The 15,247-nt window shown below is 74.3% G+C and carries 12 protein-coding genes; 2 read left to right on the forward strand and 10 right to left on the reverse strand.

The genetic code is table 11. The features are described 5' to 3' along the window. Positions 1-31: 31 nt before the first annotated feature. Together RHODO2019_RS14230 and RHODO2019_RS14235 are read right to left on the reverse strand one after the other, a co-directional pair. A complete protein-coding gene (locus RHODO2019_RS14230) occupies positions 32-1,459 on the reverse strand; it encodes an NAD-dependent malic enzyme (protein WP_265382407.1) in 1,428 nt (475 codons plus the stop codon). Between the two features lie 59 nt (positions 1,460-1,518). Next, the gene (locus tag RHODO2019_RS14235) at positions 1,519-1,707 is read right to left on the reverse strand and encodes a hypothetical protein (protein WP_265382408.1); all 189 of its coding nucleotides are present in this window, start codon (positions 1,705-1,707) and stop codon (positions 1,519-1,521) included. 65 nt (positions 1,708-1,772) lie between these two features. Here RHODO2019_RS14235 and RHODO2019_RS14240 point away from each other — a divergent pair, with 65 nt between their 5' ends. Beyond that, the gene (locus RHODO2019_RS14240) at positions 1,773-4,043 is read left to right on the forward strand and encodes a helicase-associated domain-containing protein (protein ID WP_265382409.1); all 2,271 of its coding nucleotides are present in this window, start codon (positions 1,773-1,775) and stop codon (positions 4,041-4,043) included. A 3-nt stretch (positions 4,044-4,046) separates the two neighbouring features. On the opposite strand, the gene lppU is transcribed toward RHODO2019_RS14240, so the two are convergent. Then, positions 4,047-4,868 carry an LppU family putative lipoprotein gene (gene lppU / locus RHODO2019_RS14245; RefSeq protein WP_265382410.1) on the reverse strand — a complete coding sequence of 274 codons (822 nt, stop codon included), beginning with the start codon at positions 4,866-4,868 and terminating at the stop codon, positions 4,047-4,049. Positions 4,869-5,097: 229 nt separating this feature from the next. On the opposite strand from lppU, the gene RHODO2019_RS14250 reads away from it, so the two are divergent. Further along, positions 5,098-6,780, forward strand: coding sequence for a DNA repair helicase XPB (locus RHODO2019_RS14250; protein ID WP_265382411.1), 1,683 nt, complete (start codon positions 5,098-5,100; stop codon positions 6,778-6,780). A 94-nt stretch (positions 6,781-6,874) separates the two neighbouring features. On the opposite strand, the gene RHODO2019_RS14255 is transcribed toward RHODO2019_RS14250, so the two are convergent. The 7 genes from RHODO2019_RS14255 to mftE all read right to left on the reverse strand — a co-directional run bounded on the left by RHODO2019_RS14255 (position 6,875) and on the right by mftE (position 15,245). After that, positions 6,875-7,684: an SRPBCC family protein gene (locus RHODO2019_RS14255; RefSeq protein WP_265382412.1), complete on the reverse strand. Its 810-nt coding sequence runs from the start codon at positions 7,682-7,684 to the stop codon at positions 6,875-6,877. Further along, the gene (locus tag RHODO2019_RS14260; protein ID WP_265382413.1) at positions 7,684-8,547 is read right to left on the reverse strand and encodes an FAD binding domain-containing protein; all 864 of its coding nucleotides are present in this window, start codon (positions 8,545-8,547) and stop codon (positions 7,684-7,686) included. Before RHODO2019_RS14260 ends, RHODO2019_RS14255 begins: the two co-directional genes overlap by 1 nt. Next, positions 8,544-11,039, reverse strand: a complete 2,496-nt coding sequence (locus tag RHODO2019_RS14265; protein WP_265382414.1) for a xanthine dehydrogenase family protein molybdopterin-binding subunit — start codon at positions 11,037-11,039, stop codon at positions 8,544-8,546. The genes RHODO2019_RS14260 and RHODO2019_RS14265 overlap by 4 nt, the downstream gene beginning before the upstream one ends. A 2-nt stretch (positions 11,040-11,041) precedes the next feature. Then, positions 11,042-11,548, reverse strand: a complete 507-nt coding sequence (locus RHODO2019_RS14270; protein WP_265382415.1) for a (2Fe-2S)-binding protein — start codon at positions 11,546-11,548, stop codon at positions 11,042-11,044. 98 nt (positions 11,549-11,646) lie between these two features. Further along, positions 11,647-12,975: a GAF domain-containing protein gene (locus tag RHODO2019_RS14275; protein WP_265382416.1), complete on the reverse strand. Its 1,329-nt coding sequence runs from the start codon at positions 12,973-12,975 to the stop codon at positions 11,647-11,649. A gap of 171 nt (positions 12,976-13,146) precedes the next feature. Then, on the reverse strand, positions 13,147-14,541 hold the full coding sequence (gene mftF, locus RHODO2019_RS14280) for a mycofactocin biosynthesis glycosyltransferase MftF (RefSeq protein ID WP_265382417.1): 1,395 nt from the start codon (positions 14,539-14,541) through the stop codon (positions 13,147-13,149). Then, on the reverse strand, positions 14,538-15,245 hold the full coding sequence (mftE, locus tag RHODO2019_RS14285) for a mycofactocin biosynthesis peptidyl-dipeptidase MftE (protein ID WP_265382418.1): 708 nt from the start codon (positions 15,243-15,245) through the stop codon (positions 14,538-14,540). The genes mftF and mftE overlap by 4 nt, the downstream gene beginning before the upstream one ends. Between the last annotated feature and the right edge of the window lie 2 nt (positions 15,246-15,247).

A 15,247-nucleotide genomic window follows, 5' to 3' on the forward strand; every position in this document is an offset into this window, starting at 1 on the left:
CTAGCCGCAGCCGTGACAGGGGCGTCGGCGGTCAGGCGTCGGCCGCCTCGTCCGCCTCCGCCGCGGCCTGGGTCACCGAGAGGTGCTGCTCGGCCGCCTGCCGCACGGCCGCGGCCACCGCGGGGGCCACGGCGGTGTCGAAGACGCTGGGGATGATGAAGCTGGCGTTGGGCTCGGCCACGACGTCCGCGATCGCCGCGGAGGCCGCCACCATCATCCCGTCGGTGATGTCCCGGGCGCCGGCGTCGAGCAGGCCCCGGAAGATGCCCGGGAAGGCGAGCACGTTGTTGATCTGGTTCGGGTAGTCGCTGCGCCCGGTGGCGACGATGGCCGCGTGCTTCTGCGCCTCGGCGGGGTCCACCTCCGGATCCGGGTTGGCCAGGGCGAAGACGATGGCGTCCGCAGCCATGGTGGCCACCTCGTCGGCCCCGAACAGACCCGGGGCGCTGACCCCGATGAAGACGTCCGCCCCGACCAGCGCGTCGGCGATGGTGCCCTGCTGGCCGTCGGCGTTGGTGTGCTCGGCGATCCACGCCAGGTTGGTGTCCATCCCCTGCCGCGAGGGGTGCACGATGCCGGCCACGTCCACCGCCGTGACGTGCGCGGGCGCCAGCGGCAGCATCAGCCGGATGATCGCGCTGCCCGCTGCGCCCACCCCGCAGACGACCACCCGGACGTCGTTCATGTCCTTGCCGACCACCCGGAGGGCGTTGCGCAGCGCCGCGAGGACCACGACCGCGGTGCCGTGCTGGTCGTCGTGGAAGACGGGGATGTCGAGCATCTCGCGCAGCCGGGCCTCGATCTCGAAGCAGCGCGGGGCGGCGATGTCCTCGAGGTTGATGCCGCCGTAGACCGGCGCGAGAAGCTGCACGGTGCGGATGATCTCCTCGGTGTCCTGGGTGTCCAGGCACACCGGCCACGCGTCGACGTTGGCGAACTTCTTGAACAGGGCGGCCTTGCCCTCCATGACGGGCAGCGCCGCGGCCGGGCCGATGTTGCCCAGACCCAGCACGGCCGAGCCGTCGGTGACCACGGCGACGGTGTTGCGCTTGATGGTCAGGCGGCGGGCGTCCTCGGGGTTGGCCGCGATGGCCTGGCAGACGCGGGCCACCCCTGGGGTGTAGGCGCGGGAGAGGTCGTCACGGGTGCGCAGCGCGACCTTGGAGGTCACCTCGATCTTGCCGCCGAGGTGGATGAGGAAGGTGCGGTCGGACACCTTGCGGACCTTCACGCCGTCCAGGGTGTCGAGGTGGTCGGTGATCTCCTTGGCGTGAGCCTCGGACGTGGCGTTCGCCGAGATGTCGACGACGATGGTGCTGGCGTGGCTCTCGGTGACGTCGAACGCGGTCACCACCCCGCCGCGGGTGCCGACCGCGCTGACGAGGTCGCCGGCGGCGCTGGCCGTGGCCGGCGCCTCCACCCGGACGGTGATCGAGTAACCGGGACCGGGAACGGGCATGGCGGACCTCTCCATCGGCGACAGTGCTCGTGGACCCTATCGCCGTCGGCCAGGACCGATCAGCGGTTGATGACCGTCACGGGGTGCACGTAAGGCACGGAATCCAGCGGGAACTCCAGGTCACCGAACGGGGACAGTCCCCCGGCGACCGGCGAGGCCAGCTCCGTGACGGGGTGCTCACCGTCGGCCAGCTGCGGCCACGTCGGATCGACCCACTGCTTCTTCTTGCCGCCCTCTGCCTTGGCCATGGGCACAGTGTGCCCGACGGGTGCCCTCCCGCGCACGGGTGTGCCGGTCACTAGGTTGGGGGGCGATGCCCGCACCCGAGAGCCTGGCCGCAGCGCTCGCCCGTCAGCCCGATCCCGTCCTCGTCGAGCTGCTGGCGCTGCGCCCCGACCTGGCCGTCCCGCCCCCGGCCGACTCCGGCGTCCTCGCGACCCGGGCCGGGCTGCGCGCCTCGGTCTCCCGCGCGGCCGACGAGCTGGACGCCTTCGTGCTCACCGTGCTCGAGGCCCTCGTGCTCGCCGGCGCCGACGCCGAGGCCGTGGACCCCGCGGACGTCGCGGAGCTCCTCGGCCACGACGTGGGACCCGCCCGGACCGAGCAGGGTCTCGACGCCCTGCGGCGGCGGGCGCTGCTGTGGGGGCCGGACGAGCACGTGGCCGGGGTCCGCGTGGTGCCCGCGGCCCGCGAGGTGCTGCCCCGGACCCTGGGCCGGGTGGGACGGCCCTCGCCGCAGCTGCTGGGTGCCGACGTCGAGGCGCTCGTGGCGGGGCTCGACGAGACCAGGACGGGGCTGCTGGCGACGCTGGCCCAGGGCTCCCCGCTCGGCCGCACCCGCGACGCCGCCCCCGGCACGCCCGCCGACCGGCCGGTGCAGCAGCTCCTGGCGGCCGGGCTGCTGCTGCCGGTGGACCACCAGACCGTCGAGCTGCCCAGCCAGGTCAGTGCGGTGATCCGGGGCCGCAACCCCCTGGGGAGCGTGGACACCGCCGAGCCCGCCCCCGCCGTGCAGCCGCGCCAGCAGGACGAGGTGGACTCCGCCGCCGCGGGTGAGGCCCTCGAGCTGCTCCGGCACGCCGTCGACCTGCTCACCGCCCTGGGCGAGCACCCCGCTCCGGTGCTGAAGTCCGGCGGCATCGGGGTGCGCGAGGTGCGGCGGCTGGCCAAGGCGGCCCAGCTCGACGAGGCCCGCACCTCCCTGGTGCTCGAGCTGCTGGTCGGCGCCGGGCTCGTCACCTCCGACGAGGCCGTGGATCCCTCGTGGACCCCGACCACCGCGGTGGACGCGTGGCTGCCCGGCGAGCCCGCCCTGCGGTGGTTCGAGCTGGCCCGGGCCTGGCTCGAGCTGCCGCGGCTGCCCGGGCTGGTGGGCCGGCGGGACGAGCGGGACAAGCCGTTGGCCGCGCTGAGCGACGAGCTGCGCCGTCCGTCGGCGCCGCGCGACCGGCGCCGGGTGCTGATGGTGCTCGGCGACCGCCCGCTCCGCGGGGGCAGGGCCGCCGCGCTCGAGCCGGCCGACGTGGAGGCGGTGCTGGCCTGGCGGGTGCCGCGCTGGGGCGGGCGGGGTCGGGCGGACCTCGTCGGGTGGATGCTGGCGGAGGCCACCGCGCTGGGCATCCTCGGCCGCGGGGCGCTGAGCCGCCCGGGGCGGGCGCTGCTCGAGGCGCCCGCCACCGCGACGGGGGCGATGGCGGCGGCCCTGCCCGAGCCGGTGGACCACGTCCTGGTGCAGGCCGACCTGACCGTGGTCGCCCCCGGCCCGCTGCAGCCCGAGCTGGAGCGCGAGATCGCGCTGGTGGCCGACGTCGAGTCCGCGGGAGCAGCCACCGTGTACCGGGTGTCACCGGGAAGCGTGCGCCGGGCCCTGGACGCCGGGCGCAGCGCCGCCGAGCTGCACGCCCTGTTCGCCGGGCGCTCGCGCACCCCGGTGCCGCAGTCGCTGACCTACCTGCTCGACGACGTGGCCCGGCGGCACGGGCGCCTCCGCGCGGGAACGGCTGCGGCCTTCCTCCGCTGCGACGACGAGGCCCTGCTCACGGAGGTGCTGTCCTCGCCCGTGGCCGCGGAGCTGGGACTGCGCCGGCTCGCCCCCACCGTGGCCGTGAGCCCCGCCCCGCTCGCCGAGCTGCTCGTCGCGCTGCGCGGGGCCGGCTTCTCCCCGGCCGGGGAGGACTCCGCGGGCGACGTGGTCGACCTGCGGCCGGGCGGGGCACGGGTGGCCCTGCGGCGCGCGCGACGAACCCCGGCCGGGCCCTCGGCCGCCAGCGCGGAGCAGCGCGAGGCCGTCGTGCGGGGACTGCGCGCCGGTGACCGGGCGGCGAGCACCACCACCGCTGCCCGCCTGGTCTCCGACGGCACCCGGGCCAGCGGGGTCGCCACCATGGGCGTGCTGCAACAGGCGGCGCGCGCCCGGCGCAGCGTGTGGATCGGCTACGTCGACGCCCAGGGCGTGGCCAGCCAGCGGGTGGTGGACCCGGTGTCGGTCGGGGGCGGGGTGCTGGAGGCGTTCGACTCCGCGGCCGGCGAGATGCGCCGCTTCGCGCTGCACCGCATCACGAGCGTCGCCCTCACCGAGGACTGAGGCTCAGCTGGCGGTCACCCTCGTCAGGCACACGACGAAGCTGCGCTCGGCGTAGGGGATGCCGCCCTTGTCGCAGTCCTGCTCGTCCGAGGTGCCTCGCAGGATCGGCCCGACCCTCTCCACGTCCGTCCCGGGGACGGTGCAGTCGGCCCTCGCCGGGTTGCCCGCCCCCAGCTCGAAGCACTGGCCCTCCGTCCAGTCGACGTCCATGCAGAGCGCCCCCAGCTCGTCGGACCCGAACCGGGACGTCTCGTAGTAGACGTAGTCGGAGTCCGCCGTGCACCCGTCGGAGGTGGCCGCCGTGGCGGTCACCTTGTAGCTGGAGCCGCGGCTGCCGCAGTCCACCGTCGTCAGGTCCGGTGAGGACGACGAGCCGGAGACGGCCACGCAGCCACCGACGGCGACGTCCACGCTGAGCTGCCCGCTCCCGCTCCCGGCGGTCGACGGCGGGGCGGTGGTGGTGCGCGCCGGCGCGGACGTCCCGCCCGCCCCGCTCGACGGGGGCACCGCGGTGCTCGTGGGTGCCGCGACGCTCGGGCCGTCCGAACCGCGGGTCGAGGCGAAGACCAGTCCCCCCGCCACCAGCAGCACCGCCACCAGCGCGCCGACGATGACGAGCGGGTTGTTCCTCCGAGGCGGCGGGGGCGGGGCCGCACCCCAGGCGGGCTGCCCGTACGGCGAGCGGTCCTGGGCCGGCGGACCCCACGGCTGCCCCGGGGACGGCTGCTGCCCCCACGGCTGCCCCGGGGACGGCTGCGGGCCGCGGTGGGGCGTGCCCCACGGGTCCTGCCCCGGACCGTAGGGGTTCTGCGGCGGAGTCGTCATGGCGTCCCTCTTCGGTGGATCGGAAGCCGAAGGGTAGGCGTCGGCGCCCCGCTCCGCGGGCGGTTCGGGTGATCGTGACCCCGACCGTCGTCCCACGGCAACGGCGGGTGCCCCCTGGCCTCCTTCGCGCCCGGTGTCGCAGGCCACCCGGGGCAGCCCACCGTCCGCGCTGCGGGAGAGGATGATGGAAGGTCGCCCCCCGCCCGGAGCACCACGGAGGAGACCACGCGTGACCGACGGACCCCTGATCGTCCAGTCCGACAAGACCCTGCTGCTCGAGGTCGACCACGCCCAGGCCGGTGAGGCCCGCCAGGCCGTCGCCCCGTTCGCCGAGCTCGAGCGAGCCCCCGAGCACATCCACACCTACCGGATCACCCCGCTCGCGCTGTGGAACGCCCGCGCCGCAGGTCACGACGCGGAGCAGGTCGTCGACGCGCTGGTCCGGTTCTCCCGCTACGCGGTGCCGCAGCCGCTGCTGGTCGACATCGTCGACACCATGGGCCGCTACGGCCGCCTGCAGCTGGTGAAGAGCCCGGTGCACGGCCTGGTGCTCATCAGCCTCGACCGCGCCGTGCTCGAGGAGATCCTGCGGCACAAGAAGATCGCCCCGATGCTCGGCGCCCGGGTGGACGAGGACACCATCGTCGTGCACCCCTCCGAGCGTGGGCACCTCAAGCAGGTCCTGCTCAAGGTCGGCTGGCCCGCGGAGGACCTCGCGGGCTACGTGGACGGCGAGGCGCACGAGATCTCCCTGGACACCGAGGCGCACGACGGCTCGCCCGCCTGGGAGCTGCGCGACTACCAGCAGATGGCGGCGGACTCGTTCTGGGCGGGCGGGTCCGGCGTGGTGGTGCTGCCCTGCGGCGCGGGCAAGACGATGGTCGGGGCCGCTGCGATGGCCCGGGCCAAGGCGACCACCCTGATCCTGGTGACGACCACCGTCGCCGGGCGGCAGTGGAAGCGCGAGCTCATCGCCCGCACCTCGCTCACCGAGGAGGAGATCGGCGAGTACTCCGGGGAGCGCAAGGAGATCCGTCCGGTCACCATCGCGACGTACCAGGTGATCACCCGCAAGACCAAGGGCGAGTACCGCCACCTCGAGCTGTTCGACTCCCGCGACTGGGGCCTGGTGATCTACGACGAGGTCCACCTGCTGCCGGCCCCGGTGTTCCGGATGACGGCGGACCTGCAGAGCCGGCGGCGCCTGGGGCTCACCGCCACCCTGGTGCGCGAGGACGGCCGCGAGGGCGACGTGTTCAGCCTCATCGGGCCCAAGCGCTACGACGCCCCGTGGAAGGACATCGAGGCCCAGGGCTGGATCGCCCCGGCGGACTGCGTCGAGGTGCGGGTGACCCTCACCGACGCCGAGCGCCTGGCCTACGCCACGGCCGAGCCGGAGGAGCGCTACAAGCTGTGCTCCACCGCGCGCACCAAGATGCCGGTGGTCAAGGCGATCCTGGAGAAGCACAAGGGTGCGCCGACCCTGGTCATCGGGGCCTACCTCGACCAGCTGGGCGAGCTCGGGGAGGCCTTGGACGCCCCGATCATCCAGGGCTCCACGACCAACAAGGAGCGCGAGAAGCTGTTCGACGCGTTCCGCCGGGGGGAGATCAGGGTGCTCGTGGTCTCCAAGGTCGCGAACTTCTCGATCGACCTGCCCGAGGCCTCCGTGGCGGTGCAGGTCAGCGGCACGTTCGGCTCGCGCCAGGAGGAGGCGCAGCGGCTCGGACGGCTGCTGCGGCCCAAGCACGACGGCGGACAGGCGCACTTCTACTCCGTGGTCGCGCGGGACACGCTGGACGCCGACTACGCCGCGCACCGGCAGCGCTTCCTGGCCGAGCAGGGCTACGCCTACCGGATCACCGACGCCGACGACATCCTCGGCCCGCCGATCCCCGGCACCACTCCCTGACCCGTGCGCCGAAACGCCAAGTGCGGGCTTCTGGTCGTCATTCCGGGCGGAATGGGAGCCAAAAGCCCGCACTTGGCGGGGAAGAGCGGAAGAGCTACGAGCGGGTGATCAGCCAGACGACGAGCCCGCCGAGCACGGCTCCGACCGCGACCGGCGCGACCCGCTTGGCCACCGCCGTCCCGGCTCCGGACTCGAGCAGGTCGATTGCGTCCGGCGTGGGCGGGTAGTCCACCTTCGGCCGGGGCCGTGGGGTGGGCGAGGGGCTCGGCTTCGGGGTGACTGCCACCGGGACCTCCGTGGCCTGGGGCGCGGACCCCGTCACCACCCCGTTGGACTCCGGTGCCGAGCTGTCCGGCACCGCGCTGTCCGGCACCGCGCTGTCCGGCACCGACGAGTCCGCCGCAGACACGGCCTCGACGGGTGTGTCCGCGGCGTCCTCGGCCTCGATGGCGTCGGCCTCCGCACCCAGGCGCTGGCCCAGGCAGTCGGCGAACTGGCCGATGATCTTGCCGGCCACCTCGGTGATGATGCCGCGACCGAGCTGCGCCGGCTTGCCCGTGATGGACAGGTCGGTCGCCACCACCACGGTGGTCGACGTGGGCGTGGTCTCGGCCAGCGTCATGGTGACGGTGGCGTTGGCCTGGCCGTTGCCGCGCGAGTCCTTGCCGTTGGCCTTGATCACGGCCTTCCGCGCGGACTCGTCGGTGTCGACGTAGACACCGGTCCCCTTGTAGAGCATGGCGATGGGACCGAGCTTGACCTTGACGGTGCCCATGAACGACGTCGCGTCGGACTCGGTGAGCTTGGCTCCGGGGAAGCAGGGTGCCACCCGGTCGGGTTCGAGGAAGGCGTCCCACACGTCCGCGATGGGGGCTTCGACGACGAAGGTGTTCTCCAGGTCCATCAGGCGACCGTACCGGCGGCCGTCGCCAGGGCCCGACGGGTCAGGACGCCCGCGAGGTGCGTCCGGTACTCGGCGTCCGCGCCGATGTCGCTGCCGGGGCTGGTGCCCTCGGCGGCGTGCTCGGCGGCGGCCCGGAAGGACTCCGGGGTGGCCGGCTGCCCCACGAGGGCGGCCTCCACGCCGTGGGCGCGGACCGGGGTGGACGCCATGTTCGTCAGCGCCACCTTGGCCTCGGTCACGGTCCCACCGTCGATCTTGAGCGCGGCCGCGACGGCCACGATCGACCACGCCTGGGCCACCCGGTTGAACTTCTCGTACTGCGCACCCCACCCGGTGTGCTTGGGGATGCGGATCTGGGTGAGCAGCTCCCCGGGCTCCACCGCGGTGGTGAAGTAGTCCTGGAAGAAGTCCGCCACGGCCACGGTGCGGGTGGCACCGCCCGGCGAGGCGATGACCATGGTGGCGTCCAGCGCGAGCACCGGTGCCCCGAGGTCACCCGCGGGGTCGGCGTGGGACAGCGCCCCGCCGAGGGTCCCGCGGTGACGGATGGAGGGGTCCGCCACGGTGGCGGCCGTCAGCGCCAGGAGCGCGGCGTGCTCGACCACCTCCGGGCTGTTGAGGACGTCGTGGTGGGTGGTCATGGCCCCGATGACGAGCTCGTCGCCCTCGACGGTGATGCCCTTGAGCTCAGCCACCCGGCTGAGGTCCACCACCACGGTCGGCGCCGCGAGGCGCAGCCGCAGCACCGGGAGCAGGCTCTGCCCGCCACCGAGGATCTTGGCGTCCTCACCGCCGTCGGCGAGGGCCTGGAGGGCCTCCGCCACGGTGGTGGGGGCCACGTAGTCGAAGTGTGCGGGGATCATGCCTGGCCTCCTGCGGGAGTGGACTGGTCGACGTTCCCGGAGGAGTCGGTGGAGCCGAGGCCGCCACCGGCCTCGGCGGTGTTCTGACCGGCGGGACCACCGGCGGCGAGCTGCCCGCGGCCCTGCTGGATGGCCCGCCACACGCGCTGCGGGGAGCACGGCATCTCGACGTCGACGACGCCGAACTGGCGGACGGCGTCGATCACCGAGTTCACGACGGCCGGGGTGGAGGCGATGCAGCCGGCCTCGCCCACGCCCTTGACGCCCAGCGGGTTGCTGGTGGCCGGGGTGGTCGTCTGGTCGACGTTGAAGTGCGGCAGGTCCACCGCCGACGGCACGAGGTAGTCCGCGAGGGTGCCGGTGAGCAGCGTGCCGGACTCGTCGTAGACGCCCTCCTCGTACAGGGCCTGCGCGATGCCCTGGGCGAGGCCACCGTGGATCTGGCCCTCCACAATCAGGGGGTTGATCACCACGCCCACGTCGTCGACGCAGGTGTAGTTGATGATCTCGACGAAGCCGGTCTCGGTGTCGACCTCCACGGCGCACAGGTGCGTGCCGTGCGGGTAGTTGAAGTTCTCCGGGTCGAACGTGGCCTGGGAGTCCAGGCTCGGCTCGACGCCGTCGGGCAGGTTGTGCGCGGCGAACACGGCCAGCGAGATGTCGCCGATGGCCACCCCCGCGTCGGTGCCCTTGACGCTGAAGCGGCCGCCGGTGAACTCCAGGTCGTCGACGGAGCACTCGAGCAGGTGCGCCGCGATGGGCTTGGCCTTCTCGATGACCTTGTCGGCGGCCTGGACGATCGCGATGCCGCCGACCACCAGCGAGCGGGAGCCGTAGGTGTCCAGGCCCTTCGGCGACACCTGGGTGTCACCGTGCAGCACCTCGACGTCCTCGAACGCCACGCCGAGCTTGTCGGCGACGATCTGGCTGAACGCCGTCTCGTGGCCCTGCCCGTGCGGGGTGACGCCGGTGACGACCTCGACCTTGCCGGTGGGCAGCATGCGGATCGCCGCGTGCTCCCAGCCGCCGGCGCCGTAGTTCAGCGAGCCCAGCACCCGGGACGGGGCGAGACCGCACATCTCGGTGAACGTCGAGATGCCGATGCCGATCTGCTTGACGTCACCGTTCTCGCGGCGGCGGGCCTGCTCGGCACGGAGACCGTCGTAGTCGAACAGCGCCATGGCCTTCTCGGTGGCCGCCTCGTAGTTGCCCGAGTCGTAGGTCAGGCCGGCGACCGTGGTGAACGGGAACTCCTCGTGGGTGATCCAGTTCTTCTTGCGCAGCTCCATCGGCTCCATGCCGAGCTCCACCGCGAGCTCGTCCATGATCCGCTCGATGCCGAACGTGGCCTCCGGGCGGCCGGCGCCGCGGTAGGCGTCGGTCCAGGTCTTCGTGGTGAAGACGTTCGTGCACGCGAAGTGGTACGCCGGGATCTTGTAGATCGCGTTGAACATGAAGGCCCCAAGCACGGGCACGCCGGGCGTGACCAGGCCGAGGTAGGCGCCCATGTCGGCCATCAGCTCCACCTTGAGGCCGGTGAGCTTGCCGTCGCGGGTGGCGGTGATGGTGATGTCCTGGATCTGGTCGCGGCCGTGGTGGCCGGCGAGCAGGGACTCCGAGCGGGACTCGGTGATCTTGACGGGCTTGCCGAGGCGCTGGGCGAGCACCACCGAGAGGAGCTCCTCGGGGGTGAACTGCAGCTTGCCGCCGAATCCACCGCCCACGTCCGGGGCGATGACGCGGATCTTGTGCTCGGGCATGCCCAGGGTCATGGCGAGCATGGTGCGGACGATGTGCGGCACCTGGGTGGCCGACCACAGGGTGAGCTGCTCGCCGGTGGGGTCGCAGACGACCGAGCGCGGTTCCATGAAGGCGGGGATGAGGCGCTGCTGGCGGAAGCGGCGGGTGACCGTCACCTCCGCGGCGTCGAGCGCGGCCTGGATCGGCTCACCCGTGCCGGCCTCGCCGGAGTCGAAGATCCACAGGGCGTTGCGGTTGGTGCCCAGCTCGGGGTGGACCAGGTCCGCGCCCTCGGCGAGGGCGGCCTCCATGTCGAGCACGGCGGGCAGCTCGTCGTAGTCGATCTCGATGCCGTCGAGGGCGTCGGTGGCCTCAGCAGCGCTGCGGGCGACGACGATCGCGACGATCTCGCCGGAGAAGTGCACGGTGTCGACGGCGATGGACGGGTGCGCGGGGGCCTTCATGTCCGGGGTGATGGCCCAGGCGCAGGGCAGGCTGCCCTGCTCGTCCTTGAGGTCGGCCCCGGTCAGCACGGTGATGACGCCCGGGCGGGTCTTCGCCTCGGTGGTGTCGATCGCCGTGATGGTCGCGTGGGCGAAGGGGCTGCGCAGCATGGCCACGTGGACCATGCCGGGCAGGGTGATGTTGTCGGTCCACCGGGTGCGCCCGGTGATCAGGCGCGCATCCTCCTTGCGGAGCCGGGCCTTGCCGATCTCGCTGGTGGACGTGGTCGTGTCGATCGTTGCGGTCATGGTCACTCACCTGCCACGGGTGCGGGGGTGCTGGCGTGCGCACCCGGGGCCATCGCCTTCGCGGCGGCCTGGACGGACTTGACGATGTTCTGGTACCCGGTGCAGCGGCAGAGGTTGCCCTCGAGGCCGTGCCGCACCTCCGACTCGGTCGGGTCCGGGTTCTCCCCGAGCAGGTCGATCGCGGCCATGATCATCCCGGGTGTGCAGAAGCCGCACTGGAGACCGTGGTTCTCGTGGAACGCCTGCTGGACCGGGTGCAGGACCCCGTCGCGGGCGAGGCCCTCGACCGTGGTGATGTCCGAGCCGTCGGCCTGGACCGCGAGCACGGAGCAGGACTTCACGCTCTGCCCGTCGAGCGCGATCGTGCAGGCACCGCAGTTGCTGGTGTCGCAGCCGACCACGGTGCCGACCTTGCCGAGGCGCTCGCGGAGGTGGTGCACGAGAAGAGTTCGGGGTTCGACCTCGTCGGTGTAGCTCACACCGTCGACGGTCATGCTGACGCGCGTCATCGAGCCTCCTGGAAGAGAAGTCCGGTCCGCAGGGGCTCCCGCGTGACCGACGTCACACACCGAGGCTAGAGCACTCCCCGACCGTGTGACCCAGCACACTAGGAGCGGGGACGTTGCAACCCGGTTGCACGCGTGTGCAGCGGCAGCCCGGGGGCCGGCGGCCGGTCCAGGCCGAGCCGCACCGAGGCGCGGTCGGCCTCCGGCGACCCCGCGGGCAGGGCGGCCAGCAGGGCCTGCCACAGCCCCGCGTCGTCGCGGCCCTGCGGGGTGGCCAGCCAGTCGAGCAGGAGCCCGGTGTCCTGCGGCGGGCGCAGCAGCGCGGAGCGCACGTCCGCGCGGAGCTCCTCGCGCACGGCCACCACCCCGGGGGCGTCCGAGCTCGGGAGCACCGGCCCCCGGCAGGCGCGGACGGCACCGGACCGGTCGCCCCGGGCGAGCAGCCCGCGCACCTCCGCGACCTCCGTGCGCAGCGGCGAGGTGAGCCGGTAGGGCCGTGAGCCCAGCAGGTCGGGGCCGACCACCCGCCGCAGCCGGGAGACCTCGGCGCGCACGGTCACGGTGTCCAGGTCCCGCTCGGCGAGCTGCACCGCGAGCTCCTCGGCGCCCATCCCCTCGGGCCGCTCGGCCAGCAGCAGCAGGATCTCGGCGTGCCGCATCGACAGCGGGGTGGTTCCCGCCGGGCCGTGCAGCCGGGGGCGGTCGCGGCCGAGCAGGGTCAGCCGCAGCGGCGACCCCGCGGCGGGCCCCCGGCCGTCCAGGGCGCGCAGCAGCAGCTCGGACTCCGCGGCCGCCGCCGTCGCCCGCACGAGGGTGAGGATCTCGGGAGCGGCCACCCGGTCACCGCCCGTCACGTCGATGACACCGAGCAGCTCGCCGGTGCGCGGGTCGTGCACCGGGGCCGCGGAGCAGCTCCAGGGCTGCACGGTGCGCGAGTAGTGCTCGGCCCCGAAGATCTGCACGCTGTGGTCGAGGGCGATCGCCGTGCCCGGGGCGTTGGTGCCGGCGACGGCCTCGCTCCAGTCCGCCCCCTCCACGAAGCGCATGGGCGCGGCCCGTCGACGCAGGTCCGGGTCGCCCTCCACCCACAGCATGCGGCCCCGGGCGTCGGTGATGGCCACGAGCAGCCCGGTGTCGACGGCGTCCTCCACGAGCAGCCGCCGGACGACGGGCACGACCGCCGCCAGCGGGTGGTGCTCGCGCAGGGTGCGGAGCTCGTCGTCGTCCATCACGGGGCCCGAACCGGTGGCATCCGGGTCCACCCCGCGGTGTCGGCTGCGCAACCAGGACTCGAGCACCACGGGTCGCACCGCGGTGAGGGTGTCCCCCGGGGTGGACGAGCTGAGGAAGCTCTCGTAGGCCGTGTGCACCCGCCGGGTGAGCAGGGCAACGTCCTCGCCGGGGCGCCAGGCCAGCCAGGGGCTGCTCACGGCACCGGCACGGAGTCAGGGCGCCGGACGACGGGGCGCTGCGGTGTCGGGCGCCGGACGACGGGGCGCTGCGGTGTCGGGCGCTGCGACCGCGTCATCGGGCTCCTCCTGGCTGTTCTGCGACCACTGTATCCCGGGTCACCACGGCCGGCCCGGGCCTCGGCAGGACCCTCAGCCCCGCAGGTGCGGGCGCAGCGCGGCCGTGCTCCGGTGCCGCCACGCGCCGACCCACAGCCCGGTGCCGTAGGCCAGGTCGTCGGCCCGCTTCAGCAGCGTGTGCCGCACCGGGTCGAGCCCCGCCTGCCCCCGGGCGTGCACGAACCAGTCCGCGAGACCCTCGACCACCCCGAGCGCGAGGATCGTCCGTCGGGAACGGGGCGAGAGCACGGCCAGCGCGGCGCTCAGCGGCCACCAGTGCCGCCACGCCGCCGAGGCCAGCTGCCACCCCGCGCCGAGGAGGCCCTGCGGCGCGAGACCGACCGCGGTGCGCACCGGGTGCTCGAGCTGGGGCAGGGCGCGGGAGAGCCGCACGGTGGCGGTGGCGCTCACGACGGCAGCGCCCACGAGTCCCGGGCGGGTGGCGGTGAGGGCGAGCCCGCACGCGAGCGCGGTCCACGGGGCGAGGGCGACGGGCGGGACCAGCCCGGGGTGCCGCCAGGCCAGGGCCGCGGCCCCGGTGCCGTAGAAGGCCTTGCGCCCCAGCCAGCTGCGCACGTCCGTGCGGTGGGCGTGCCCGACGGTGGAGGTGGGCTCGTAGCGCAGCCGCCAGCCCTCGGCGTGCAGCCGCCAGCACAGGTCCACGTCCTCGGCCACGGGCATGCTCTCGTCGAAGCCCGGCCACGAGGGCAGCGCCGCCAGCGCCGCACGTCGCACCAGCAGCGCCGCCGACGGCACGTAGGCCACCCGGCTGCGCGGCACCACGGGGGCCTCGCGCCGCCCGAGGTCCAGCGAGGACCGCACCGCCTCGTACCGGCCCACCGAGCCGCGGCCGACCTCCGCACCGGCGACGATCCGCGGGGCCACGAGGGCGACGGCCGGATCCCCCAGGTGCGCGAGCAGCGGCTGCAGCCAACCGGGCGCGGGAACCACGTCGGAGTCGAGGAAGGCGACGTAGGGGGTGCTGGCCTCGGCGAGCCCGGTGTTGCGAGCGGCGGCCGGACCGCGGCTGCGCGCGTGCCGCAGCACGCGCACGCCGTCCGGTACCCGCACCGGGGTGCGCGAGCCGTCGTCCACCACGACCACGGCCCCCACCCCGTGGACGCCCGCCAGCAGCGCGGCGAGCCCGGTGGGGTTGTCGCGCACGGGGACCACCACGGTGACCTCGGCCGCGGTGGGGCCGGTGGCGGGACGCGGGTGCGCCACACCGGCGTCGAGCAGGGTCCGGGCCAGGCCCGCGGTGCGCCGGTCGGCCACCCGCAACCGGGGTCCGGCGAGCAGCTCGCGGGCCACCGGCGCGAGCCGCAGCAGCCGCGGCGGGGAGCCCCCCAGAAGCACGGCACCCCGGTCGAGCCGTCGGGTGGTGCGGTCGATCTCCACCGCGAAGCCGACGGGCAGTCGCGCGGTCACCGCAGCCGTCCGTCGCCGGCGGGCGCCCAGGTGTCCACGGCGGCACCGAGGCGGGCCCCGAGCACGGCCAGGAGGTCGGCCCCCTCGGCCGCGCTGGCTCCCGCGGGGTCACCCAGCACGCCGTTGCGGCTCACCGCCCGGGTGCCGCCGGCCCGCAGCACGTCCATGAGCTCCCCGACGGGTGCGGTGGCCCCGGCCTCGGCCCGGTCCAGCGCCACGACGGCGGGGTCGAGGTGCAGCAGGAGCGAGGTCTCGGTGCGCCCGGCGTGGGCGTCGCCCGGGTGGGTCGCGGTGGCGGGGAACGCGCACGGCACCCAGGCGGCGTCGCGTCCCTCGTGCCGCAGCAGCGTCACCGCGCGCACCAGGGTCGGGCCGTTCCCGCCGTGGCCGTTGACCAGCAGCAGCCGGCCGGCCCACCGGCACGCCGAGCGACCGAGCTCGACCAGCAGCAGGTGCAGCGCGTCCGAGCCGATGCTGGTGGTGCCGGCGAAGCCCTCGTGCTCGCCGCTGGAGCCGTAGGCCACCGCCGGTCCGAGGAGTGCGCCGGGGGTGCGTCCCACGAGGTGGCGCGCCGCGGCGGTGGCGATCCGGGTGTCGGTGTCCAGCGGCAGGTGCGGGCCGTGCTGCTCGACCGAGCCCACGGGGACGACCAGCAGCGGGTGCGCGGGCACCGTCGGCCACGTCAGATCACCGAGCCCCGTCACCC

The sequence above is a fragment of the Rhodococcus antarcticus genome (genome assembly GCF_026153295.1).
GTDB classification, from domain to species: domain Bacteria; phylum Actinomycetota; class Actinomycetes; order Mycobacteriales; family Mycobacteriaceae; genus Rhodococcus_D; species Rhodococcus_D antarcticus.

Excerpts from the sequence above, each read along its gene's own strand:
- RHODO2019_RS14230 (WP_265382407.1), bottom strand. The coding sequence starts at position 1,459 with ATGCCCGTTCCCGGTCCCGGTTACTCGATCACCGTCCGGGTGGAGGCG.
- RHODO2019_RS14235 (WP_265382408.1), bottom strand. The coding sequence starts at position 1,707 with ATGGCCAAGGCAGAGGGCGGCAAGAAGAAGCAGTGGGTCGATCCGACG.
- RHODO2019_RS14240 (WP_265382409.1), top strand. The coding sequence starts at position 1,773 with ATGCCCGCACCCGAGAGCCTGGCCGCAGCGCTCGCCCGTCAGCCCGAT.
- lppU (WP_265382410.1), bottom strand. The coding sequence starts at position 4,868 with ATGACGACTCCGCCGCAGAACCCCTACGGTCCGGGGCAGGACCCGTGG.
- RHODO2019_RS14255 (WP_265382412.1), bottom strand. The coding sequence starts at position 7,684 with ATGGACCTGGAGAACACCTTCGTCGTCGAAGCCCCCATCGCGGACGTG.
- RHODO2019_RS14260 (WP_265382413.1), bottom strand. The coding sequence starts at position 8,547 with ATGATCCCCGCACACTTCGACTACGTGGCCCCCACCACCGTGGCGGAG.
- RHODO2019_RS14265 (WP_265382414.1), bottom strand. The coding sequence starts at position 11,039 with ATGACCGCAACGATCGACACGACCACGTCCACCAGCGAGATCGGCAAG.
- RHODO2019_RS14270 (WP_265382415.1), bottom strand. The coding sequence starts at position 11,548 with ATGACGCGCGTCAGCATGACCGTCGACGGTGTGAGCTACACCGACGAG.